Source organism: Bacillus sp. JJ864, from assembly GCF_036963045.1.
In the GTDB taxonomy this organism is placed as follows: domain Bacteria; phylum Bacillota; class Bacilli; order Bacillales; family Bacillaceae_G; genus Bacillus_A; species Bacillus_A pseudomycoides_C.
The window spans coordinates 72360-94093 of sequence record NZ_JBALLY010000029.1 but is presented as its reverse complement, the minus strand read 5'-3'; the positions used below and the strand labels follow the sequence as shown (position 1 = coordinate 94093).

The window sequence follows — 21734 nt, the reverse complement described above, 5'->3', positions numbered from 1 at the left end:
TTGTAATGTGTTTTCATTAATTTTCCGGTACGACGCCGAGTTGTTGCATAAGTGTTAGATTGTCTTCTAAGTGCCAATCTTCAACGATTTTTCCATCTTTCACTCGTAAAATATCGATAGCAAAGAAATGAATAGCTTTGCCAGTTGGCTGCTTCTCTCCAAAATTGCCTTTATGTGTTCCAGTAAATGATAAACGAGCTGTCACCTTGTTCCCAGTTACTATTAAATCCTCAATATTACACTGTAAGTCGGGAACGGCTTTACGGAAATTGCTCGATGCAAATGTTAAGCCTTTTGGTCCTTGAGGACGTCCTTTTGGCAATGTGTTATCAAAAAAATTGTCTGTAACAGTTTGCGGGAGTAGAGCGTCATTGCCAGTATTCCAAAATGCATAAAAGCGCTGCGCAGCCTGAACCATCTCCGTAGCTTTTTGTTTCTCCAATGAAGGATCGATTGTCATCGATTTAGGTTGAGGAAAATCCTTCAACAGTTGAATATCTTTCTTGGCTGATGCAGCAGTCTTGTATTCTGATGTTTGCGTATGACAGGCTGCCATCATAATCATGAATCCGAAGATGCTTATGACACTAACTAAGTTTTTTACACTCATTTTTATAACCTCCTTATTTTATAAATAGTGTGTTGGTGTTAATGATATTGTATGTATAGTTAGTTTCTTTTGGGAAGTAGTGATATTTATTTCATATAGTTACCATAAGGATAGAATTGTGATAACATAAAGAAAATCAATCGAAAAAATTTTAGGAGCGTGTTTCGATGAATAACATGGAGCCGATCAAATTAACAAAAGGAACACCAGGACAGATTTGTCCCATTGCGAAAACACTTGATGTAATCGGGACAAAGTGGACGTTTTTAATTATTCGAGATCTTCTTATTGAAGGAACGATGCGATTTAGTGATTTGCAAAAATCAATGGATGGGATTAGCCCGAAAACGCTCTCTCTTCGTTTGAAGGAACTTGAAGTGCAAGGGATTGTGGAAAGAACGGTATATCCAGAAGTTCCCCCACGCGTTGAATATACATTAACAGACAAAGGAAAACGTTTAGAACATATTTTCATTGAATTAAAGCGATTTGGATTAGCGTTATAGAAGAAATAATTATTCCTGTTAGGAAAGGGAATATGTGTAAAGAAATATAATAATATGAAAAAGGGTGCTTTTTACTTAGCATCCTTTTTTTATTTGGTGAAAAAAGAATTTCTTAATAACAGGAGGAAAAAATGAAAAGAATTTTACTCGTGTTAGGAATTGTAATATTGGGAACGGTAGGATGGATTTTCTACCAAAATTCTTATGATATGAGGCAAGAAGAAGTAACGATTCAAACGAAAGAAAATACATTACACGGCGCCCTCGCCTTACCTAAGGAAAGAGAAAAGCCGGGATTAATTATTTTTGTTCATGGTGATGGACCTGTAAATGCAACGTATGATAATGGTTATTTACCTATATGGGAGGAATTAGCGAAAAAAGGGTATGCATCCCTAGCATGGGATAAGCCTGGTATTGGAAAATCAACTGGAAATTGGCTAGATCAATCGATGGAAGATCGCGCAAATGAAGTAATCGAAGTGATTGAATGGGCAAAGAAAAATCTTAATATTGATTCTGAAAAAATAGGATTATGGGGGCGAGTCAAGGGGGGATGGGTTGTCCCAAAAGTAGCGAATGCTAGTGATGATGTTTCATTTAGTATTTTAGTGTCACCTGCGATTAATTGGATTGAACAAGGAAAGTACTATACGGAAAAAAGTATGACTAGTGCTGGTGCAACGAAAGAGGAAATTAATCAACGAATGAAAAACAATGAAAAAGTCCTCGAATTACTTTTGAAAAATAGTAATTATGAAGAATACCAAAACGTAACGAACAATAAAGGTGATATCTCAAAAGAAAGATGGAATTTTATTATAAAGAATGTAAATAGCGATGCAACAAGAGATCTCTCCGAAACAAAAAAGCCTGTTAAGTTAATTGTTGGTGGCCGTGATGAAAATGTAGACGTCAAAAACACAATGGAAGTTTACAAAAAAGAAATACAGAAAGAGTTGTTAGCGGTATCTTATTTACCAGAAGCAAATCATTCTATGTTGAAACCGCAATATGTAAATTCAGAATTTGGCTTGATGGTGAAATCTGTTTTTGACCCAAGGGGGTTATTTGACGATGAATATGTGAAGTCGGTTAGTGAGTTTGTTGATAAAATGAAGAGATGATGTGAATGAAGGAATTTTTTTAGAAGTACACCCTATATGAAAAAAGAAACTTTCTGAAATGTAACTATGTGAATTAAATATCACTACTTTAAAAAAGAAAGTTATAGAATTACAATAACCTCAGCAAAACAAAACAAGAAAAACTGGGGGAATTGAACATGTTAAACAATAAAAAAATTGTCATTATCGGTGGTAGTTCAGGAATTGGTTTAGAAACAGCAAGACTTGCACTTATGCATGGTAGCGAGGTCATCATTGCGAGTCGTTCGGAGGAAAAACTGCAAAGAGCAAAGGATCAGTTAGGAGGAAACGTAACAATTCATGTGCTTGATACAACGCAAGAACAACAAGTACAATCCTTTTTTAAACAAGTAGGCACAATTGATCATTTAGTTGTTACAGCAGCAGAAACATCTGGAGGCTCTTTTATCGATACAGATACAGACGCGGCACGTCAGCTATTTGAAAATAAATTTTGGGGACAATTTTATGCAGCGAAATATGGTGCCCCGAACATTGCTGATAATGGTTCCATCACTTTATTTTCCGGAGTTGTCGCTTATAAATCTATGATTGGATCGGCGGCACTTGGTGCGGTCAATGCCGCTGTTTCTAACCTTGGTCAAACGTTAGCACTAGAACTAGCTCCAATTCGCGTAAATGTTGTTTCACCAGGAATTATTGATACACCGTCACGAAGCAAAATGGCAGAAGAAGCGCGCAATAAATTCTATACTGACTTAGGAAACAAACTCCCTGCAGGGCGAGTAGGAAAAGCGGAAGATGTAGCTCAAACTGTACTATATGCTATGCAGAACGGGTTTGTTACAGGAACGGTTCTGCATGTTGAAGGTGGGCATGCTTTAATCTAGTTTGTACTTAATAGAATGGAAGACGCTATTCTTTTTGAGAGAATAGCGTTCTTCATTTTTCTATATAAAGTTTAGAGGATAAAAAATCTTCACCTTACTCCATTTCTCCTCCCATTTCTTTGTACGTACACGTTCCTCATATATATTTGCATATTCTTTCGTTGTCTCATAATGAGGAGTCGGCCTTATTTCTAAGTTAATGACATCTTGCACGCCCCAAGGAGCAGCTAGTACAATCTCATCCTGTTCATTTAATTTCAAACCTAGTGCTGTTGCTGTTTCTGGAAATTTTGATATAGCATCTACTGAAGAAGAAAAGGGCAGCATGTTGCTAATAATGTGCATTCTTGCTTCGTTTTTTACAGACCAAGGTACATTTGAAGACATATGAAGCAGTTGTTGTTCGTATTTCTTTTCTTCGGATTCAGCAATGTTTTTGGCATCAAAATAAACAACATCAATATCTGGAAAAGGCGTTCTTTCTTCAAACCCGTGCAGGGTGTCCCATATTTTAGAACGGACAAACCCAGCGCATACCCACCAATCAGGTAGCTGTAATTGTTTAGCTGTGTGTAAAATATCCATCATCCATGGATCTTCTTTTACTAATTGAATGATGTCTTGTTCGTTTGTTAGTTTCATAGATGGGTACCTTTCTGTACTTTAGTAATCTCTTTCCATTCACTTAAGTACATTTTATCCGTTCGGTCCAATTCAAAAGGAAGATGAGCAATTAGTTCTAAGCTATTGCCATCAGGATCATTGAAATATACAGAGGCATGTGCTTGATTTGGAAATACAATTGGTTCGATAGGCTCCATTCCAAAATCTTTCCGTGCTTGAATTCCTTTTTCTTTTAACCATTCTATCGCGTGTTCTAAATTATGTAAATCTACTTGAAAGGCGATATGTCTAAGAGAGGGATGATACTTTGTTTTGTATTCGTTTCCTTCCCAAAGTCCTAGCCAGCTTTGTCCTTCTATAATCCAAAAGAAAGCTACTGTTTCATCTTTTTTACATAGCCTTAACCCCAATGATTCATAGAATGAGATCGACGTTTCTAAATGATTGACAGGAAGATGTGCTTCGTATAGTCCTTTGATCATGAAAATGGCTCCTTTTTTGTTTTATAGACTATTTTTTCTGAATTATATGATAACATAAAAGGAAAGGGGATACAAAAAATGGAACATTTAAAAATTGGTGATATACAAGTAACATGGCTGCGAGGAGGAAATACACATTTAGACGGCGGAGCAATGTTTGGTGTTGTACCGAAAGTACTTTGGTCACGCAAATATAGTCATAACGATAAAAATCAAATTTATTTACGAACAGATCCATTGCTGCTGCAAACGAAAGATGGAAATATGCTTATTGATTCAGGGATGGGCAATAATAAAATGAATGAGAAAATGAAGCGAAATCAAGGGGTGACAGAAGAGTCATCTGTTGAGCAATCGATCGCTCAGCTCGGACTAAAAGCAGAAGATATTCAGTATGTATTAATGACGCATCTTCATTTTGATCATGCCTCTGGTTTAACGAAATGGGAAGGTGAAAAGCTTGTTCCGGCGTTTCCGAATGCCAAAATATATGTATCACAAACAGAATGGGATGAAATGAGAAATCCAAATATTCGCTCACGCAATACATATTGGAAAGAAAATTGGGAGCCAATTGTACATCAAATTCAAACATTTACGGAAGAAGTAAGTATTACAGATGAAATCCGAATGGTTCATACAGGCGGTCATAGTGATGGACATGCTGTTGTTGTTGCGCAAAGTCAAAATGAAACATTGCTTCATTTGGCAGATTTAATGCCAACGTATGCGCATCAAAATGTACTATGGGTTATGGCGTATGATGATTATCCGATGATATCAATTGAGAAGAAACAAAAGTGGATGAAATACGGCGTAGAGAAAGAAGCATGGTTTACGTTTTACCATGATGCTTATTACCGTGCAGTGAAATGGGATGAAGAAGGGCATATAGTAGAAAAATTAGAACGAAAAGAGATAGAAGTGACGAGCGAAGTGTAAGGGAAGAGTGTTAATTATTATAAATCATGATGCGAGGAGATTCAAAATGAAGGGATTTTTTATTGAGAAATGTATAGAATTCTGCATTTGTATCCTTGTTATTATAGCTATTAGTTATGTACCATTTGTTTTTTTAGGGAGGGCCTCTCTGAGCTTTACTACCTTTTTACAAAGACTGTTTACAGAAGGACCTGCTATTCATAGCAACCCTATGGATATACCGCAACTACCTTTTTGGCACATAATTTGGGAGCCGTATATGTATTCGGGTACTATTTTACTAGCATCTACTGTTTTAACAGTTGTGATGGCCACCGTTTTTTCTTTTGGGTACGTACTTTCTTCTTTGAAAGTGAAAAAAGCAATTGAACGATGTTTAGTGTTAATTGAATCTATTCCTGATTTGTTATTAATTTTTATGCTGCAACTATTTTTTGTTTGGGTATATAAACAAACAGGAGTCAATTTCGTAAATATTTACGCATTCGGTAGCAAACAGGCTTATTTCTTACCAATTGTGACAATGAGTCTTGTACCTGCTCTTCACTTTTTCCGGATTATGGTTTTATTTTTAGTAGAAGAACAGCATAAACCCTACGTAGAATTTGCATGTGCAAAGGGTTTAAGTAGAAAATATATTTTATTTGTTCATCTATTTCGTAATGTAATCTATCATCTATTTAATCATTTGCAATCTACTTTTCTAGTCATGGTTTCAAGTTTGCTGCTTGTAGAGGCTGCTTTCAATATAAATGGATACATGTCTTTCATTTTAAAACCATTAGCATTACAGCCTGTCACGTTCTCATGGTGGATATTTTTGTTATTTATTCCATTTTACACCATGTTTACTCTTGCTCAATTTCAAATAAAGCGTACGACAGGAGGACTTGCAAATGAAAAATAGCATGTTCCGTTCAAAACGTTTTTGGATCGGCCTTTCTTTTTTCAGCGGAATTGTGTTAGCTAGTTTTTTATTCACATGGTATGGAAAAGATTTGTATTCTCAGACGCAAGTATTAATAAAAGACGCTGACGGTAACGTTTCGCATAGTACACCGTTTAATCCTTTATTGATGCCTCCTTTCGGATCGGATCGAAGTGGGTATAACTTGTTTTTTAAACTTATTATCGGAGCAAAGTTTACGATTTTATTTGTGTTTGGAATTTGTTTCATTCAACTGTTAGTAGGAACTTTGTTAGGGAGTTTATTAGCATATACACCGACTTCAGTACAAAAGTTCATTGAAAAAGTATGTAAGGTGTATTTCTATGTTCCGACAGTTGTTTTAGTTATTTTGTTCATGATGCCGTTAATGCTTAAAAGCGAACAGACAGGTTTTCAGGAATCTATTGTTATTAAGCAATTTCTACTTCTTTGCATCATCATATTGCCAAATATCATTCTTTATATTAGCCAAGAGATTAATCTTTTCATGAAAAAAGACTATATTACAAGTGCTATTGTGCTCGGTGGAAGAAAAATGCATGTGTTTCGAAAGCATATTTGGCTCTTTTTGAAAGAGATTCTTGTGATTCTTTTTCTGCAACAAGCAGTTCAATTATTTACGCTGCTCATACATATGGGCTTTTTTAAAGTATTAATTGGTGGAAGAAAAATGGTGCAGGATCCTTCCGGAGGTCCCTCTACTGCATTTTCCCTTACAAATGAGTGGTCGGGATTAATCGGATTGAATAAAAATGAATTATTAACAGCACCGTGGATTATATTGGCGCCGTTAGTAGCTTTTGCAATATCAATTTTTGTTTTAAATTTTATGATTCAAGGAATAAAAGAGCAGTACAATACAAGGTTTATGCCTATTCCACAGAAAAACCAAGATTCAGTAGTTGAAGAAAAGAAAGCAGTGATACATGTGGATAAATTTCGATTTGCGAATATGAAGCCGCTGTACAAAGGGGAAGATCGTTCGTATGAATAAAAGTATCGGTCTATGTTGACTGATACTTTTTCGTGTTTTAGATAAATGTCTGAAAATATAGACATTTTAGCGTGAGTGTTTTATAGTAGTTAATACAATAACTACTATTAGGAGGGCTTATGGAAGAGAAAGCAATTATCGAATTACAAAAACATGGATTTTCAAAATACGAGTGTAAGGCCTACATCGGTTTATTGAAATCACCCGCCATCACTGGTTATGAATTAAGTAAGCGTTCTGGTGTTCCGCGTTCTATGATTTATGAGGTATTAGGGAAATTGCTTGATAAAGGAGCGATTCAAACGGTTCCTTCTGATCCGATTGTCTATAAACCTGTTGAGCCGAAGCTGTTACTTGCTCGTCTGAAAGAGGAGATGGATGCGTCATTAGAAGTGCTAGAATCGTCTCTTACGACGTTAGAAAGCGATCAAAAGATAGATGTTGTCACGAGAATTGTTCAATATGAACATATTGTTCAAGAAATGCTTTCAATGATTCGAGAGGCAAACAAAGAACTTTGGTTATCTATTTGGTCTCCTATTGTGAAAGATATTGAAAAAGCTGTTCGAGAAAAAGAAGGATCAATCCCTATTTTTACAGTTTTATTTGGAGCTGAAGATAAAACGCTCGGAAATACGTATCATCATAACTATATGGCACCGGACATTGTTAGTAAACGGATGGGCGGGTATTTAACGATTCTCGTTCGAGATGAAGAAGAAGCATTAATTGCCAAGTTTAGCGACAAAGGTTCAGAATGGGCTGTGAAGTCAACTGATCCTGCGCTCGTATTGATTGCTACTGAATATATTCGCCATGACATCATGGTCGAAGAAGTTACAACTGCGTTCGGTCCTAAAAAGTTAGATGAACTATGGAAGAAAAGAGAAGATTTAATTCATGTCATGACAGGAAAAAACAGCTTAGGATAAAGTGAAACTTCCAACAGTGGGGGGCTTCATCCCTCACTGCCCGTTAATGCGGGATGAAGCTGTTTTTTTCGCACAAAACAATAGTCGTTATAACTATGATTACTTTAGGAGGGAGTTACATGTATGCGAAATTAAAATTTGCCACCTCTATGGCTCTATTTGGTTCCATCGGCCTATTTTCAATTAAAACGGGTCTTCCATCGATTGAATTGGTCTTTGTACGATGTCTTTGTGCAAGTGTTCTGTTAGGGGGAATATGGTTTTTTCGCACATTCACAACAAAACAGGAAAATTTTATTCCGCGCCGGGAATATGCACTTACCTTGCTATGTGGTCTGTTTCTTATTATAAACTGGATCTTTTTCTTTCGCTCTATTGAAGTGATGCCTATTACTGTAGCAATATCGATTTATCATTTAGCACCTGTTATTGTTCTTCTTGTAGGCTCTGTTATCTTTAAAGAAAAAATAACAGGAACAGGTTTATTTTTTTTCTTTATGTGCTTTGTAGGTACATTGTTAGTTGGAGGCATTCATCAACATACAAGTGTAGCTGAATTTTTATCCACAGGTGTTCTATGGGCGTTTGCCGCAGCACTTTTCTATGCTCTTACTTCCATTACAGGAAAGGGAATTCAAACACTGAGCCCGCTATTAGCAACTTTCATACAAACGACCCTCGGTGTTGTCATGTTGATTCCATTTGTAGATTGGTCAAAGTTTATGCATCTTACAGTTGAAAATTGGGGATATATTCTTGTTACAGGGTTTATTCATACAGGATTTGTGTTTTATTTATTTTTCAGTAGCTTACGAGATTTAAAGGCTCAAACAATTGCGATTCTAGTCTTTGTTGATCCGGTTGTCGCAATCTTATTAGATGTTACGATTTTGCATTACCGTCCTGATATGTATCAGCTTCTCGGCATTTTTCTCGTGTTTGCGGGAATGAGTTATTCTCCGAAAAAAGAACGACAATTAGCAGAAGCTTAAAACAAGCTCTTTTTTAACGGTTAATTGCATCTTGAGAACGTACGTTCTATAATAAAGGGTATATGTGGAGGTGTGATTAGTGAGACCTAATCTTACAAGGGATATTTCAATTCAAGATTTCAAAAATTTTTACTGGTTAAAAGAAGAACTGCAATCATTTTGCAGGGAACATGGAATAAGTGCATCGGGTTCTAAAATAGAGATTACAGATAGAATTGAAACGTTTATTCATACCGGGGAGATCAAAAAAGCATTAAGAAAGCCAAAAAGTAAGACGCAGTCCCAGACACAAGCGAACTTAAGTCTTGATACAGTTATTACGGAAAATCATCGTTGTAGTCAAGACGTAAGAGCTTTTTTTAAGACGGTCATTAGTCCTAAGTTTCTATATCCAAAACTACTTTAAAAATAATGTAGGAAAAACGTATCGCGATGTTGTAGCTGCTTGGTATGAAGAAGAAGAGTGTAAGAAAGACCCAGCATATAAGAAAGACATTGCTCCTCAATTTGAATACAATCAATTTACTCGTGACTTTTTCGCTGACCCAAACAATAAAGGGAAAACTCGTAAAGAAGCGATTGAGTCCTGGAATAACATTAAGGGAATTACTGGAAGTAACAAATATATCTCTAATCACTCCTAAGTGAAACGAAGCATTTGATGAATAAGTCAAATGCTATTTGTTTAGTTTTTTTACTATCAAAGTGAATCGTCGTTGTCTCTATTTGTCGAAAGATTCACCTGTAAAGTATTTTGAAAATTGTTATAATAATTCCCAAGCTATTTTGTTTTTAATAGGAAGATAGCGAAAAAATGAAAGCGTTTTAATGAATAGGAGGGGAAAGATATCGTGTATATGACCATTGGGAAACTACTGGAATTAACGACTGGAAATTACCCGAATAAGGAAGCGATTGTTGAGCCTGAAAAACAGATTCGCTGGACGTATGCCGAGTGGAATGAGCAGGTAAATAAACTCGCTCATGCGTTTCAACAAAGCGGAATCCGAAAAGGTGACTGCGTTTCGACATTTCTTTTTAATGGTAGTGCGCTGGCGACGACGTGTTTTGCTTGTGCCAAAATAGGAGCTATATTTAATCCCATCAACTTTCGATTAAAACCACAAGAACTTACCTATATATTAGAAGATGCTTCTCCTAAAATCGTCCTTTTTGAACAGCAAATATCCTCTCAAGTACAAAGCATTCATACACAATTTCCTCATATTCAGTTTTGGGACATTAATCAAAATGGGCCATCATTTTCAGTTTCTTATGAAGAAAAAGTAGCTAGTGCTACGCCGCATTTCGAAAAAGTAGAAGTGAATGAAGATGACATTTGTTCCATTATGTATACGAGTGGAACGACAGGAAGCCCAAAAGGTGTGCTTCATCGCCACCGGGAAATTCTTGAGCAAAGCTTAATGGGCGTTGCTTATTTACATTACACGGAAAATAGCCGCGGCCTTGTGACAGCGCCGATGTTTCATTGTGCGGAACTTCATTGTTGTTTTATCCCAAGAGTACATAGCGGTGCGACAAATATCCTTCTTCATCATTTTGATGCAAAGCTTGTCTTGGAGACAATTCAAAATGAAAAAGTGACAGTTATGTTTGCTGCACCGACAATGTGGAATATGCTGCTGCAGGAAGATTTAGCGCAGTATGATTTATCATCGCTTCAATACGGTTTATACGGAGCGGCTTCGATGGCCCCTGCACTTATAAAAGCTTGCGATGAAAAGTTGAATGTTTCGTTAATACAAGCTTACGGAATGACGGAGATGGGACCAGCCGTTGCATTTTTACGGGAGCATGAGCAACTTTCGAAAATTGGTTCGGCAGGAAAGGCTGGGTATAATCATGAAATTCGCGTTGTTCGCCCGAACGATGATGGACCGTCTGAGCCGGATGATGTGTTACCTCCATATGAAATTGGAGAAATTATTATGAGAGGTCCATGTGTGATGGCAGGGTATCATAACAAGCAAGAAGCGACGGAAAAGGCGTTATATAAAGGCTGGTATCATTCAGGAGATTTAGGTTATGTCGATAGAGATGGGTATTTATACGTAGCCGATCGCGTGGATGATATGGTCGTGAGCGGCGGAGAGAATATTTATCCGCGCGAGGTAGAGGACTTTTTGTACACGCATGAAGGTGTGTTAGATGTTGCGGTGTTGGGGGAGAAGGATGACCTGTGGGGACAACGCGTCGTTGCATATGTTGTTTCGAAGGACGGGTCGCTTACAGAAGAAATATTAGATGAATATTGTAAACAAAGCGATAAACTCGCTGATTATAAACGTCCGCGCCGGTATGTATTTACAGAGCAGCTGCCGAGAAATGCGAGCGGGAAAATTCAAAAGTTTATTTTACGTAATCAAGGGGCAGAGGTGAAAAAAATACGATGAAACATCCTTATTTGGAGGGAGAGCATCACATTTTCCGTGATGCTTTCCGTAAATTTTTAGAAAAGGAAGCGTATCCGCACTATAACCAATGGGAGAAGGATGGGATTATTCCGCGGTCTCTCTGGAGAAAGATGGGGGAAAACGGTTTTCTTTGTCCAATGGTAGAAGAAAAGTATGGCGGAGCTGAAGTTGATTTCGGGTACTCAGTTGTCATAAATGAAGAACTAGAAAAGGTAGGTTCGAGTTTAGTGGGAATCGGTCTACATAATGATATTGTCGTTCCTTATTTGACAGCATATGGAACAGAAGAACAAAAGAAACGCTGGCTTCCAAAATGTGTGAGCGGTGAATATATTACCGCTATTGCGATGACAGAACCGGGAGCTGGTTCTGATTTAGCTAGTATTCGTATGGCGGCACGAAAAGAAGGCGATCATTATGTTGTGAACGGTGAAAAAACATTCATTACAAATGGGATTCATGCAGATTTAGTTGTTGTTGTTTGTAAAACAGATACAACTATAAAGCCGGCTCATAAAGGAATGAGTTTACTCGTATTGGAAAGAGGAATGGAAGGATTCAAGAGAGGAAGAAAACTAGAAAAGGTTGGATTGCATAGTCAAGATACAGCGGAACTTATTTTTGAAGACGTGAAAGTTCCTGCCTCTAATTTGCTAGGGGAAGAAGGCAAAGGTTTCTATTATTTAATGGATAAATTGCAGCAAGAACGCCTCATTGTTGCAATTGCGGCTATAACAGCCGCGGAAGTGATGCTGCGCTTAACGAAGGACTACGTAAAAGAGCGAAAAGCATTTGGGAAAAGTATTAGTGATTTTCAAACGGTGCAATTCAGGTTTGCCGAAATGTATACAGAAATTGAAATTGGCCGCACGTTTGTGAATGAATGTATTGCATCGCATATGCAAGGTGAAAACATTGTAACGAAAGTATCAATGGCAAAGTGGTGGATCACAGACATTGCGAAGAAAGTAGCGGCGGAGTGTATGCAACTGCACGGCGGGTATGGGTATATGGAAGAATACGAGATTGCAAGGAGATACAGAGACATTCCAGTAAGCGCCATTTATGCAGGGACAAATGAAATTATGAAAAATATTATTGCGAAAAGTATGGGGTTGTAATGAAAGGGGAGGAAAATGATGATTCAAAATATTGCGGTGATTGGTGCTGGGATTATGGGAAGTGGTATTGTTCAGGCATTAGCGATGGGCGGAAAGTGCGTGAAAATGTATGATGTATCAGAAGAAAGTATACAAAAAGCATACAAGGGAATCTCAGTAAGCTTAACACGTTTCGTGAAAGCTGGGCGGATGAGCGAAGAAGATAAAGAGCAAGTTCTTGCGAATATCGTGTCTACTATAACGCTAGAGGAAGCATGTAAAGATGTCGAGCTCATTATTGAAGCTGCTCCTGAGAATTTACAGTTGAAAAAAGAGATTTTTAAACAGCTAGATCGCTATGCTTCTTCGTCTACCATTCTTGCAACAAATACGTCTGAATTAAGTGTAACAGCGATTGCAAGTGCGACAAATCGCTCGGAGAAAGTGTTAGGAATGCATTGGTTTAACCCAGCACCGGTTATGAAACTCATTGAAATTGTGAGAGGAGTTGATACAGCAGAACATACAATACAAGTAGTTAAAGAGTTAGCAGAAGAGATTGGAAAAGAAACCGTCGTTGTGAAAGATATGCAAGGATTTGTTACTTCAAGAGCGATTGCGGTGCATTTGTTAGAGTGTATGCGTATGTACGAGGAAGGCGTAGGAAGTAAAGAAGAAATTGATAAAGCGATTAAACTTGGTTTGAACTATCCGATGGGGCCGTTTGAGTTAGCGGATTATGTTGGGTTAGATACAATGCTATTTGCGAGTCAAGGATTAAGCGAAGCGTTTGGTGACAGGTTCCGTGCTCCGCAAACACTTGTGAAATTGGTAGAGGCAGGGCATCTTGGGCGAAAAACGGGAAAAGGATTCTATGATTATGAAAAAGGGAAAGTAGGCGAGAGAATATGAGTAGAGAAGTTGTAATTGTTGAAGCGGTACGTACGGCAGTAGGAAAAAGAAATGGTGCATTTCGTGAACTCCATCCTGTGCAACTTGCAGCAGTTGCATTGGATGAAGTGACGAAGCGTGCCAATATCGAAAAAGGAATGGTAGAGGATATTGTCATGGGGTGTGTGACGCAAATTGCTGAGCAAGGCTTTAATATTGGTAGACTTGCTGCTTTAGAAGCAAATTTTCCGATTACAGTTCCTGCCGTAACGATTAACCGTCTTTGCGGCTCAGGGCAACAAGCGATCCATTTTGCAGCGCAAGAAATTAAATCTGGTGATATGGATATTACCATTGCTGCTGGTGTTGAGCATATGACGAAAGTACCTATTTTAAGCGATGGTAATGCAAATACAATTCCAAGTAGTCTTCATGAAAAATATGATATTGTCCATCAAGGTGTGTCGGCAGAACTAATTGCTGAGAAATATGGAATTACGAGAGAGCAGCTAGATAGCTATGCTTATGAAAGTCATCAGCGAGCACTACAGGCAATAGAAGCAGGATACTTTAAGCGTGAAATTGTCCCAGTAAATGGGATCGATAAAGAAGGAAATGCAATACTTGTTACAAATGATGAAGGACCGCGTACGGATACTTCTCTTGAAGCGTTATCGAATTTAAAGACGGTTTTTAAGGAGAACGGATCCATTACAGCAGGAAATGCTAGTCAAATTAGTGACGGAGCAGCAGCAATTCTATTAATGGATAGTGAAAAAGCGAAAGAATTAGGGCTTAAAGCACGAGCGCGGATTGTCAATCAAGTTGTTGTTGGCTCAGACCCAACAACGATGCTGGACGGCGTCATTCCAGCAACGAAAAAAGTACTGCAAAAAGCAAACTTAACAATTCATGATATGGACGTAGTCGAAATTAATGAGGCATTTGCTTCCGTTGTTCTTACTTGGCAAAAAGAATTAGAAGCAGATTTACATAAAGTAAATGTGAACGGCGGTGCCATCGCATTAGGACACTCGCTAGGAGCAACAGGCGTGAAATTGATGACATCACTGCTTCATGAATTAGAAAGAAGAAACGGAAAATACGGCTTACTTACGATTTGTATCGGACACGGGATGTCAACGGCGACAATTATTGAAAGAATATAACCGTAGATTTATGTCGTATATTGTAAACTCGCCAATATATAAATACTTTCCGCTGATACATTGATGTTATAAGTAAAAGGGTGCAGAAATGAATCTGCACCCTTTCTATATAAATCCATTTTGATTTTTTGCCAGATAGATTGCTGCTATGTAGAAACAAAAGGAGTCTGCATTCGCTTTCTCCTTTTGCTTGAACTTCGCATGTGGCAGAAAAAGGCCCTGACCGCTTCTATGCATGGCCAGATGCTCTCGTCCGTCTAAAAAGAAAGGTTTTATCCCGCTATTCGTGGGCAGTAAGACCCCCACCTCAAGATTCAGAGAGAAACGAGGAAGATAGGTGGGGATAACTGCCCGTAAAAGCCCGATTGGTTCAACTAACCATCAGTGGGAGATGAAAAAAACTCTCCACTGATGGAAGTTTCACTGTATGTCGGTTTTTTAATTTGGATTTATATACTAAGCAACTTTTACTTCTAAAATTGTACCTGTTTTTGCATCTACTAAAAATTCAAATCGTTCTTGTACGTCGTGTAATAACGTAGTAATACCACCGCGGTATACATCGTAAGTAACATCATATTTTTCAAACGTCTCAGGAACCATATGTACCCAAGAACCTGTAAGTTCACCTTTATGACTTAATGCTTGTTTTACCATTTTTAATGCTTTTTCAGAAGAAATGTGGGATTGTTCTTGTACTTTATTTGCAACAACATATCCAGCTGCAAAACCTAAACCAACACCCGCTAGTAAGCTTTTCCAGTTCATACATTCACCTCTATCCTGTTAAAGTTTTCCCCATAAGTATAAATCAAATTACATAAAAAAAGAAGAAACTAGAAAGATTTCGAAAATTTCGTTACAATGAAAAGAGTGATTCTATAACTGGATTGAAGGAAGGGTACCGCGATGAATAAAGAGACAATGGAACTATTTCGTACGTTAACAGAACTGCAAGGTGCTTCAGGATTTGAGCATGATGTGCGTCGTTTTATGAAGCAAGAACTAAGTAAATACTCAGACGAAATTGTACAAGATCGTTTAGGGAGTATCTTCGGTTTAAAAAAGGGTGACGAAAATGGTCCGCGCGTTCTTGTAGCTGGTCATATGGACGAAGTCGGCTTTATGGTAACACAAATTACGAAAAATGGAATGGTTCGTTTTCAAACATTAGGTGGCTGGTGGAGTCAAGTATTACTAGCACAGCGTGTACAAATTATGACAGACAATGGTCCGATTATCGGTGTAGTAGGGTCTGTTCCTCCGCACTTATTAAGTGATGAACAACGTAACAGACCAATGGATATAAAAAACATGTTAATTGATATCGGTGCAGATAGCCGTGAGGAAGCACATGAAATTGGTGTGAAACCTGGTCAGCAAATTGTGCCAATTTGTCCGTTTACACCGATGGCAAATCCAAAGAAAATTATGGCAAAAGCTTGGGATAACCGTTATGGCTGCGGCCTTGCGATTGAGTTATTGAAAGAGTTAAAAGATGAAAAACTGCCAAACACACTATATTCCGGTGCAACAGTACAAGAAGAAGTTGGCCTTCGCGGTGCACAAACAGCTGCGAATATGATTCAGCCTGATATTTTCTACGCGTTAGATGCAGGCCCAGCGAACGATGCATCAGGAGATAAAACACAGTTTGGTCAAATTGGAAAAGGTGCTGTACTTCGCTTGTATGATCGTTCTATGGTAACGCACCGCGGCATTCGTGAATTTATTTTAGATACAGCGGAAACACATAACATTCCGTATCAATACTTCGTATCACAAGGCGGTACAGATGCAGGACGCGTACATACAAGTAACTCTGGTGTACCATCTGCTGTGATTGGTGTATGTGCTCGTTACATTCATACGCATGCTTCGATTTTACATATTGATGACTATGCAGCAGCGAAAGAATTACTGATTCAGTTAGTAAAAGCAACAGATAAAACAACATTTGAAACAATTAAAGAAAATGTTTAATATGGAAAGGCCAAATGTGGCCTTTTCTTTTTAAATTTTGAGGTGAAAATATGAAAGTAGCAGTTGGATCAAAAAACAAAGTGAAAGTAAATGCTGTTCAGCAAGTGCTTACAGAAGCAGAAATTGTTTCATTGTCTGTCCCGTCTCATGTATCTGCGCAACCATTTTCTGATGAAGAAACGCTGCAAGGTGCAAGTAACCGGGCAAAATTAGCATTAGCAGAAGGAAAAGCGGATATTGGAATTGGTTTAGAAGGCGGCGTGATGCATACAAACCATGGCTTGTTTATGTGTAACTGGGGTGCTTTAGCGACGAAAGAAGGCAAACTATTTACTGCAGGCGGAGCACGTATGAAACTGCCAGATGAGTTTATTCAGCCTCTTGAAGAAGGAAAAGAATTAAGCGAAGTGATGGAAGACTATACGAAGCAACGTGACATTCGCAGCAATGAAGGAGCAATCGGTATTTTTACAAACAATTATGTAGATCGGACGGATTTGTTTGTGCATGTTGTGAAGCTATTGGTTGGACAATATATGTATGACAGAAGCAAAGCATAAACCTTGCACCGTACCACATGTATGGTAGTATATAAATACAAATTAAAAACCCTCTTTTTTAGGTGGACGAGAGCATCTGGCCATGCATAGAAGCGGTCAGGGCCATTTTCTGCCACATGCAAGGGTTAAAACAAAGATAGGAAGCAAGTTGCGGGCATGTTTTACTCTGCGTGGCAGCAACTTATATAAAGTAAGATTAAATTAGTAAATACATACTTCTTTTTAGGGAGGAATTATAGATGAAAGCATTAGAAAGTATGGAACAATTTCAAGAATTGAAAAATGAAGAGAAAGTGATCTTTTTATTCTCAGCAGATTGGTGCCCGGATTGCCGCTTTATCGATCCATTTATGCCAGAAGTAGAAGAAAAATATAGCGAGTTCTCTTTCTATTATGTAGACCGCGATGAATATATCGATCTATGCATCAAATTAGACGTATTTGGTATTCCAAGCTTTGTCGCTTACAATAAGGGAGAAGAAATTGGACGTTACGTAAACAAAGATCGTAAAACGCAAGAACAAATTGAAGAGTTCATTGAAGGTTTAAAATAAGCTATTTCCAGCTAATGAGAATGTGAAAAACAACCTCTATCTTCATATGTAGAGGTTGTTTTTTTCGGAAGGGAGGTCAACGAAATGAAAATGACGAGTAAAAAGATGAAAGACGAGCTGATGGAGCTCCTTGCACGAGCAGAGTGGAGCTTTCAGTACGATAGCGAAAAGGAAACACTTCGCATTGAGCAAACAAATACGAAAAAAGGAATTACGGTTTCTCTTCCAGGTATTGTAGCGAAGTGGGAGGTAAAGAAAGAAAAGGCAATTGAAGAAGTTGTCTATTACGTAGAAGAAGCACTCGTTGCGATGCATAAAGAAGTAACGAGTACGGCGAAGATTTTGCCTGTTATCCGCTCAACTTCTTTTCCGAAAGAAGCGGAAGAAGGAAATCCGTTTGTCATGACGGAACATACAGCAGAAACACGTATTTACTATGCGTTAGATTCAGATAAAACATACCGCCTTATTGATCAGCGTTTGCTAAAGCAAGTTGGAATGACAGAAGAACAAGTACGTGAAATGGCATTATTCAACGTGCGCTCTTTACGCACGGAATTTAAAAGAGATGAAGTCGCTGGAAATACATTTTATTTCTTAAATACAAATGACGGGTATGACGCGAGCCGGATTTTAAACGATTCATTATTACGAGAGATGCGGAAACAAATTTCTGGTGACATGGTTGTTGCGGTTCCGCACCAAGATGTATTAATTGTTGCTGATATCGTGGACAAAATCGGTTATGATATTATTGCACAAATGACAATGAAGTTTTTTGCAGAAGGTCATGTTCCAATTACATCACTTTCATTCGTATATGAAGATGGTAATTTTGAACCGATCTTTATTTTGGCGAAAAATCGGAAAGAACGAAGTGAAAAAGAGAAAGGATGAACAAAGTGAACGTTTTTTATAACCTTGAAGGTATTGGGGATACATTAATTGTGGCCCTGCAAGATATTACATTAGAAAACCGCACATTTGAACGAAAAGGAGATGTAGCGCGCGTTTTCGATCGCGAAAGCAACGTAACAGCAGGATTCAACATTTTTAATGCTTCTTCTTATATGGAAGTAACAGAAACAGGCAACCTTACATTAACGAAAGAGCTTGTTGAAAAAATCAATGAAATTTTAGCGAAGAACGATTTTACAGAAACAGTAGAAGCGGACCTTTCACCGAAATTTGTTGTTGGTTACGTAGCAGAAAAAGAAAAGCATCCAAATGCAGATAAATTAAATGTATGTAAAGTAGAAGTTGGTACAGAAACATTACAAATCGTATGCGGTGCACCAAACGTTGACGCAGGCCAAAAAGTAGTAGTTGCGAAAATCGGTGCAGTAATGCCAAGCGGTATGTTAATTAAACCAGCAGAACTTCGCGGCATTCCATCTTCCGGTATGATTTGCTCAGCACGTGAATTAGAGCTTCCAGATGCTCCGCAAGAAAAAGGAATTCTTGTACTTGAAGACAGCTATGAAGTTGGACAAGAGTTTAAATTCTAAATAAAAAGAAGAGCTGACTATAAAAGGGGCGTAGGTACCTTTGTAGTCAGCTCTTTTTTTTGTGTACACCGATATATCGACCGCTTTTTATAATATATCGGCGATTCGACATGTTATAAAGATCCTTCGACAAGGTTTGACACTCTGGTCACGACCGCGATACCCACATGTTCTGTTTTCTCCATGAAAAGAATTGTATTTCTAAATCATATTAGGTAAAATCTAGAAAAATATGAAAAGAGGTATATTACATGATGCATCATCCAAAAGTTTACGAACTGTTTCAACTCATTCAAACTTCTCGTATTCATGACATTGAATTGCAATCGTTAGAAATTTACCTATTTCATAAACAAGAATTTGAAGGTGGGCAAGTTGGTTATCGGTATGATAAGAAAGGAAATTCATTAATAGGAGAAAGAGAAGGAAATTGGCAAGAAAGCTGGTTTGTGATTGGATATGATACGGACCTTGGTAATCCTGTTTTTGTAGATATACAAAATTTACATGTGTATACTGCAGAGCGGGGGATGAGCACCTGGAATCCTGATTGTATTGCGAATCATGTAGATGAAATCATGGAGTACATAAGAAATTCTGTTTATAGATAGGGAGATAATATGAAGTACATAAAAAATATTTCTATAATGATGATAGCCGCACTTTGTATGATAGGATGCACGAAGGAAACTGTAAAAACAACACCTAAACAAGAGGAAAAGAAACCTCCTCATGTCGAAAGTCCTGTACAAACCAATGAACCGAAAGCGGAGCAAGTGAAAGAAGAGCCAGCACAAGCACCTGTTCAAGAAAAACCAAAGTTTATTGTATGTATTGATCCAGGTCACCAACGACAAGCGAATTTGGAATTAGAGCCAATTGGCCCAGGGGCAACGAAACAAAAATATAAAGTAACAGATGGAACAACAGGAGTTGTAACGAAAAAGCGGGAGTATGAACTAAATTTAGAAGCAGCTGTTCTATTAAAAGAGATGTTAGAAGCAAAAGGCATTGAAGTGGTTATGACAAGAACGACACATGATGTGAATATGAGTAATAAAGAACGAGCGGCAATTGCTAATGAGCATCATGCGAATTTATTTTTACGAATTCATGCAGATGGTTCGGAAAGTGCAGCAGAAAAGGGTTTTGCGGTGTTAACGCCGTCAAAAGAGAATGATTTTACAAAAAACATTTATCAAGATAGTTTAACCGCTTCTGAGTTCATTGTGAATAAAGTAAAGGAAAACGATAACGTACAAGTAAACGGGATTAAATTTCGTGATGATTTGTCTGGGTTTAACTGGGCTGAGGTACCAGGGGTTTTATTGGAACTAGGGTTTATGTCAAATCCAGAAGAAGACAGAAAACTATCAGATGTGAATTATTTACGTTCTTTACTGCAAAGTGTGGCAGATAGTGTTGAGAGTTATCGGGTTAGTAAAGGGTGATTTTTTCTTAGCTCCATCTTAGATGGAGCTGTTTTTATTTAATAATATTTTTATTTTTCTGTAAATGAAATGAAAGCAATTTCATCTGCACTTTTTGCTGAATGCTGATACAATAAAGGGTGTTACTATTTAGTAGAAAGAGTGGTAAGCATGTTAGATTGGATGAAAAAGCTTTTTAAAAAAGAGGAAGAAAATGAAGCGACAGCTTTAAAAGCAATAGAAACACCTGAAGAGAAAAAGGTTACTTCTCAGATTCCTCGTGTAAAATACTACTCTGATAAACGAGAAGATGAGTTGCAAGCGTCCAAACCAAATTCGGGTAGTAATTTCCGTTTCCCGTTAATTCCTGATAATGGATTTGACGAGAGTATGCAGGAATCATCTCGTCTAGAAAAGCCCGCTATACAAGAAAGGCCGATTAGAGAACGGCGCCAATCAAGACGAGTAGAAGAAGTGCAAGAAATGACATATATGGAACCAAGTACTGAGAAGATAAAACCTACTTCTAAAGTTGAAACTAATCGAAGACCGTTCCGCCCATCAGAAATAGTTTCACCTATTTTTGGATACAATCGTCCCGAATCAAGAAAAAAGGAAAATGAAGAAAGTAAGCCCCAACGAGAAGATATTGAAATATCAATGGAAGGAAAATCAGTTGTTGATGCGTGGTTAGAAAAGAATGGCTATATAAGTTCTGATTCGTCACAGGATGAATTAACAGAACAAGGAGCTGAACCTACAATTGCCAAAGCGAGTGCAGAGCAAACAGAAGGTAGCAAATCGATTGTGGATTTAGAGAAAAATGAAGCGGCGTTACAGAACCATGAGGAAGAACAGTTGGATATGTCTGAAGATGTTATCATACGAAATAAATATTTTACTCAACAAATTCATACATTTGAAAGTGAAGTACAAGAACCTACTGTTGTAGAGACAAGCTTTGCAATGACTGAAGAGATTGACAGAGTAGAAGAATCTGTTATTGAAGAGGCAATTGAAATGAGGGAAGAAGTGACAGAGAAAGCAGAGGAATCTGCGGAGCTGGAAGAGTCA

Annotated in this window: 23 protein-coding genes and 2 pseudogenes; 21 read left to right on the top strand and 4 right to left on the bottom strand. The window is 37.8% G+C overall.

The genetic code is table 11. The features are described 5' to 3' along the window. Positions 1 to 16: 16 nt before the first annotated feature. Positions 17 to 610 (bottom strand): ester cyclase, encoded by a 594-nt coding sequence (locus V7024_RS05955; protein ID WP_335516973.1) that lies wholly within the window; start codon positions 608 to 610, stop codon positions 17 to 19. A 167-nt stretch (positions 611 to 777) separates the two neighbouring features. Here V7024_RS05955 and V7024_RS05950 point away from each other — a divergent pair, with 167 nt between their 5' ends. From V7024_RS05950 to V7024_RS05940, 3 genes are all read left to right on the top strand, one after another. Beyond that, entirely contained in the window at positions 778 to 1116 is a 339-nt protein-coding gene (locus V7024_RS05950) for a winged helix-turn-helix transcriptional regulator (protein ID WP_335516970.1), read from the top strand. Between the two features lie 131 nt (positions 1117 to 1247). Continuing rightward, positions 1248 to 2243, top strand: a complete 996-nt coding sequence (locus V7024_RS05945) for an alpha/beta hydrolase family protein (RefSeq protein ID WP_335516968.1) — start codon at positions 1248 to 1250, stop codon at positions 2241 to 2243. Positions 2244 to 2401: 158 nt separating this feature from the next. Beyond that, positions 2402 to 3115: an SDR family oxidoreductase gene (locus tag V7024_RS05940; RefSeq protein WP_335516965.1), complete on the top strand. Its 714-nt coding sequence runs from the start codon at positions 2402 to 2404 to the stop codon at positions 3113 to 3115. Between the two features lie 60 nt (positions 3116 to 3175). Here V7024_RS05940 and V7024_RS05935 read toward each other — a convergent pair whose 3' ends face one another. Then, positions 3176 to 3757 (bottom strand): nucleotidyltransferase family protein, encoded by a 582-nt coding sequence (locus V7024_RS05935; protein ID WP_335516962.1) that lies wholly within the window; start codon positions 3755 to 3757, stop codon positions 3176 to 3178. After that, positions 3754 to 4221: a VOC family protein gene (locus V7024_RS05930; RefSeq protein ID WP_335516959.1), complete on the bottom strand. Its 468-nt coding sequence runs from the start codon at positions 4219 to 4221 to the stop codon at positions 3754 to 3756. The genes V7024_RS05935 and V7024_RS05930 overlap by 4 nt, the downstream gene beginning before the upstream one ends. A 78-nt stretch (positions 4222 to 4299) precedes the next feature. Here V7024_RS05930 and V7024_RS05925 point away from each other — a divergent pair, with 78 nt between their 5' ends. From V7024_RS05925 to V7024_RS05880, 10 genes and pseudogenes are all read left to right on the top strand, one after another. After that, a complete protein-coding gene (locus V7024_RS05925; RefSeq protein ID WP_335516956.1) occupies positions 4300 to 5163 on the top strand; it encodes a YtnP family quorum-quenching lactonase in 864 nt (287 codons plus the stop codon). A 259-nt stretch (positions 5164 to 5422) separates the two neighbouring features. After that, on the top strand, positions 5423 to 6070 hold the full coding sequence (locus tag V7024_RS05920; protein ID WP_335516953.1) for an ABC transporter permease subunit: 648 nt from the start codon (positions 5423 to 5425) through the stop codon (positions 6068 to 6070). Further along, a complete protein-coding gene (locus tag V7024_RS05915) occupies positions 6060 to 7106 on the top strand; it encodes a hypothetical protein (protein WP_335516950.1) in 1047 nt (348 codons plus the stop codon). Before V7024_RS05920 ends, V7024_RS05915 begins: the two co-directional genes overlap by 11 nt. Positions 7107 to 7225: 119 nt before the next feature. Then, a complete protein-coding gene (locus V7024_RS05910; RefSeq protein WP_335516948.1) occupies positions 7226 to 8038 on the top strand; it encodes a TrmB family transcriptional regulator in 813 nt (270 codons plus the stop codon). 119 nt (positions 8039 to 8157) lie between these two features. Further along, complete coding sequence (locus tag V7024_RS05905; RefSeq protein WP_335516946.1) at positions 8158 to 9030, top strand: DMT family transporter; 873 nt, start codon at positions 8158 to 8160, stop codon at positions 9028 to 9030. 79 nt (positions 9031 to 9109) lie between these two features. Continuing rightward, a pseudogene (locus tag V7024_RS05900) lies at positions 9110 to 9674 on the top strand (DUF6434 domain-containing protein). A gap of 207 nt (positions 9675 to 9881) precedes the next feature. Further along, complete coding sequence (locus tag V7024_RS05895; RefSeq protein ID WP_335516944.1) at positions 9882 to 11444, top strand: fatty acid--CoA ligase; 1563 nt, start codon at positions 9882 to 9884, stop codon at positions 11442 to 11444. Continuing rightward, a complete protein-coding gene (locus V7024_RS05890) occupies positions 11441 to 12586 on the top strand; it encodes an acyl-CoA dehydrogenase family protein (RefSeq protein ID WP_335516941.1) in 1146 nt (381 codons plus the stop codon). Before V7024_RS05895 ends, V7024_RS05890 begins: the two co-directional genes overlap by 4 nt. Before the next feature lie 18 nt (positions 12587 to 12604). Further along, the gene (locus V7024_RS05885; RefSeq protein ID WP_335516936.1) at positions 12605 to 13477 is read left to right on the top strand and encodes a 3-hydroxyacyl-CoA dehydrogenase family protein; all 873 of its coding nucleotides are present in this window, start codon (positions 12605 to 12607) and stop codon (positions 13475 to 13477) included. Then, complete coding sequence (locus V7024_RS05880) at positions 13474 to 14625, top strand: thiolase family protein (protein WP_335516933.1); 1152 nt, start codon at positions 13474 to 13476, stop codon at positions 14623 to 14625. Before V7024_RS05885 ends, V7024_RS05880 begins: the two co-directional genes overlap by 4 nt. A gap of 456 nt (positions 14626 to 15081) precedes the next feature. Here V7024_RS05880 and V7024_RS05875 read toward each other — a convergent pair whose 3' ends face one another. Further along, the gene (locus V7024_RS05875) at positions 15082 to 15393 is read right to left on the bottom strand and encodes a PepSY domain-containing protein (protein WP_098918477.1); all 312 of its coding nucleotides are present in this window, start codon (positions 15391 to 15393) and stop codon (positions 15082 to 15084) included. A 141-nt stretch (positions 15394 to 15534) separates the two neighbouring features. On the opposite strand from V7024_RS05875, the gene V7024_RS05870 reads away from it, so the two are divergent. From V7024_RS05870 to V7024_RS05835, 8 genes and pseudogenes are all read left to right on the top strand, one after another. Then, a complete protein-coding gene (locus tag V7024_RS05870) occupies positions 15535 to 16608 on the top strand; it encodes a M42 family metallopeptidase (protein WP_090918893.1) in 1074 nt (357 codons plus the stop codon). A gap of 50 nt (positions 16609 to 16658) precedes the next feature. Then, positions 16659 to 17168, top strand: a complete 510-nt coding sequence (locus tag V7024_RS05865; RefSeq protein WP_335516924.1) for a DUF84 family protein — start codon at positions 16659 to 16661, stop codon at positions 17166 to 17168. Between the two features lie 239 nt (positions 17169 to 17407). Then, entirely contained in the window at positions 17408 to 17722 is a 315-nt protein-coding gene (locus V7024_RS05860) for a thioredoxin family protein (protein WP_098918480.1), read from the top strand. A gap of 84 nt (positions 17723 to 17806) precedes the next feature. Further along, positions 17807 to 18619 (top strand): DUF1444 domain-containing protein, encoded by an 813-nt coding sequence (locus V7024_RS05855; RefSeq protein WP_335516921.1) that lies wholly within the window; start codon positions 17807 to 17809, stop codon positions 18617 to 18619. Next, a complete protein-coding gene (ytpR, locus tag V7024_RS05850; protein WP_098918482.1) occupies positions 18616 to 19230 on the top strand; it encodes a YtpR family tRNA-binding protein in 615 nt (204 codons plus the stop codon). The genes V7024_RS05855 and ytpR overlap by 4 nt, the downstream gene beginning before the upstream one ends. 251 nt (positions 19231 to 19481) lie before the next feature. Next, the gene (locus tag V7024_RS05845; protein WP_335516917.1) at positions 19482 to 19841 is read left to right on the top strand and encodes a thiamine transporter; all 360 of its coding nucleotides are present in this window, start codon (positions 19482 to 19484) and stop codon (positions 19839 to 19841) included. Positions 19842 to 19850: 9 nt separating this feature from the next. After that, positions 19851 to 20681: an N-acetylmuramoyl-L-alanine amidase family protein gene (locus tag V7024_RS05840; RefSeq protein WP_335516914.1), complete on the top strand. Its 831-nt coding sequence runs from the start codon at positions 19851 to 19853 to the stop codon at positions 20679 to 20681. 150 nt (positions 20682 to 20831) lie between these two features. After that, positions 20832 to 21734, top strand: a pseudogene (locus V7024_RS05835) (hypothetical protein); the annotation flags it as partial.

Excerpts from the sequence above, each read along its gene's own strand:
- V7024_RS05955 (WP_335516973.1), bottom strand. The coding sequence starts at position 610 with ATGAGTGTAAAAAACTTAGTTAGTGTCATAAGCATCTTCGGATTCATG.
- V7024_RS05950 (WP_335516970.1), top strand. The coding sequence starts at position 778 with ATGAATAACATGGAGCCGATCAAATTAACAAAAGGAACACCAGGACAG.
- V7024_RS05945 (WP_335516968.1), top strand. The coding sequence starts at position 1,248 with ATGAAAAGAATTTTACTCGTGTTAGGAATTGTAATATTGGGAACGGTA.
- V7024_RS05940 (WP_335516965.1), top strand. The coding sequence starts at position 2,402 with ATGTTAAACAATAAAAAAATTGTCATTATCGGTGGTAGTTCAGGAATT.
- V7024_RS05935 (WP_335516962.1), bottom strand. The coding sequence starts at position 3,757 with ATGAAACTAACAAACGAACAAGACATCATTCAATTAGTAAAAGAAGAT.
- V7024_RS05930 (WP_335516959.1), bottom strand. The coding sequence starts at position 4,221 with ATGATCAAAGGACTATACGAAGCACATCTTCCTGTCAATCATTTAGAA.
- V7024_RS05925 (WP_335516956.1), top strand. The coding sequence starts at position 4,300 with ATGGAACATTTAAAAATTGGTGATATACAAGTAACATGGCTGCGAGGA.
- V7024_RS05920 (WP_335516953.1), top strand. The coding sequence starts at position 5,423 with ATGTATTCGGGTACTATTTTACTAGCATCTACTGTTTTAACAGTTGTG.
- V7024_RS05915 (WP_335516950.1), top strand. The coding sequence starts at position 6,060 with ATGAAAAATAGCATGTTCCGTTCAAAACGTTTTTGGATCGGCCTTTCT.
- V7024_RS05910 (WP_335516948.1), top strand. The coding sequence starts at position 7,226 with ATGGAAGAGAAAGCAATTATCGAATTACAAAAACATGGATTTTCAAAA.
- V7024_RS05905 (WP_335516946.1), top strand. The coding sequence starts at position 8,158 with ATGTATGCGAAATTAAAATTTGCCACCTCTATGGCTCTATTTGGTTCC.
- V7024_RS05890 (WP_335516941.1), top strand. The coding sequence starts at position 11,441 with ATGAAACATCCTTATTTGGAGGGAGAGCATCACATTTTCCGTGATGCT.
- V7024_RS05885 (WP_335516936.1), top strand. The coding sequence starts at position 12,605 with ATGATTCAAAATATTGCGGTGATTGGTGCTGGGATTATGGGAAGTGGT.
- V7024_RS05880 (WP_335516933.1), top strand. The coding sequence starts at position 13,474 with ATGAGTAGAGAAGTTGTAATTGTTGAAGCGGTACGTACGGCAGTAGGA.
- V7024_RS05875 (WP_098918477.1), bottom strand. The coding sequence starts at position 15,393 with ATGAACTGGAAAAGCTTACTAGCGGGTGTTGGTTTAGGTTTTGCAGCT.
- V7024_RS05870 (WP_090918893.1), top strand. The coding sequence starts at position 15,535 with ATGAATAAAGAGACAATGGAACTATTTCGTACGTTAACAGAACTGCAA.
- V7024_RS05865 (WP_335516924.1), top strand. The coding sequence starts at position 16,659 with ATGAAAGTAGCAGTTGGATCAAAAAACAAAGTGAAAGTAAATGCTGTT.
- V7024_RS05860 (WP_098918480.1), top strand. The coding sequence starts at position 17,408 with ATGAAAGCATTAGAAAGTATGGAACAATTTCAAGAATTGAAAAATGAA.
- V7024_RS05855 (WP_335516921.1), top strand. The coding sequence starts at position 17,807 with ATGAAAATGACGAGTAAAAAGATGAAAGACGAGCTGATGGAGCTCCTT.
- ytpR (WP_098918482.1), top strand. The coding sequence starts at position 18,616 with ATGAACAAAGTGAACGTTTTTTATAACCTTGAAGGTATTGGGGATACA.
- V7024_RS05845 (WP_335516917.1), top strand. The coding sequence starts at position 19,482 with ATGATGCATCATCCAAAAGTTTACGAACTGTTTCAACTCATTCAAACT.
- V7024_RS05840 (WP_335516914.1), top strand. The coding sequence starts at position 19,851 with ATGAAGTACATAAAAAATATTTCTATAATGATGATAGCCGCACTTTGT.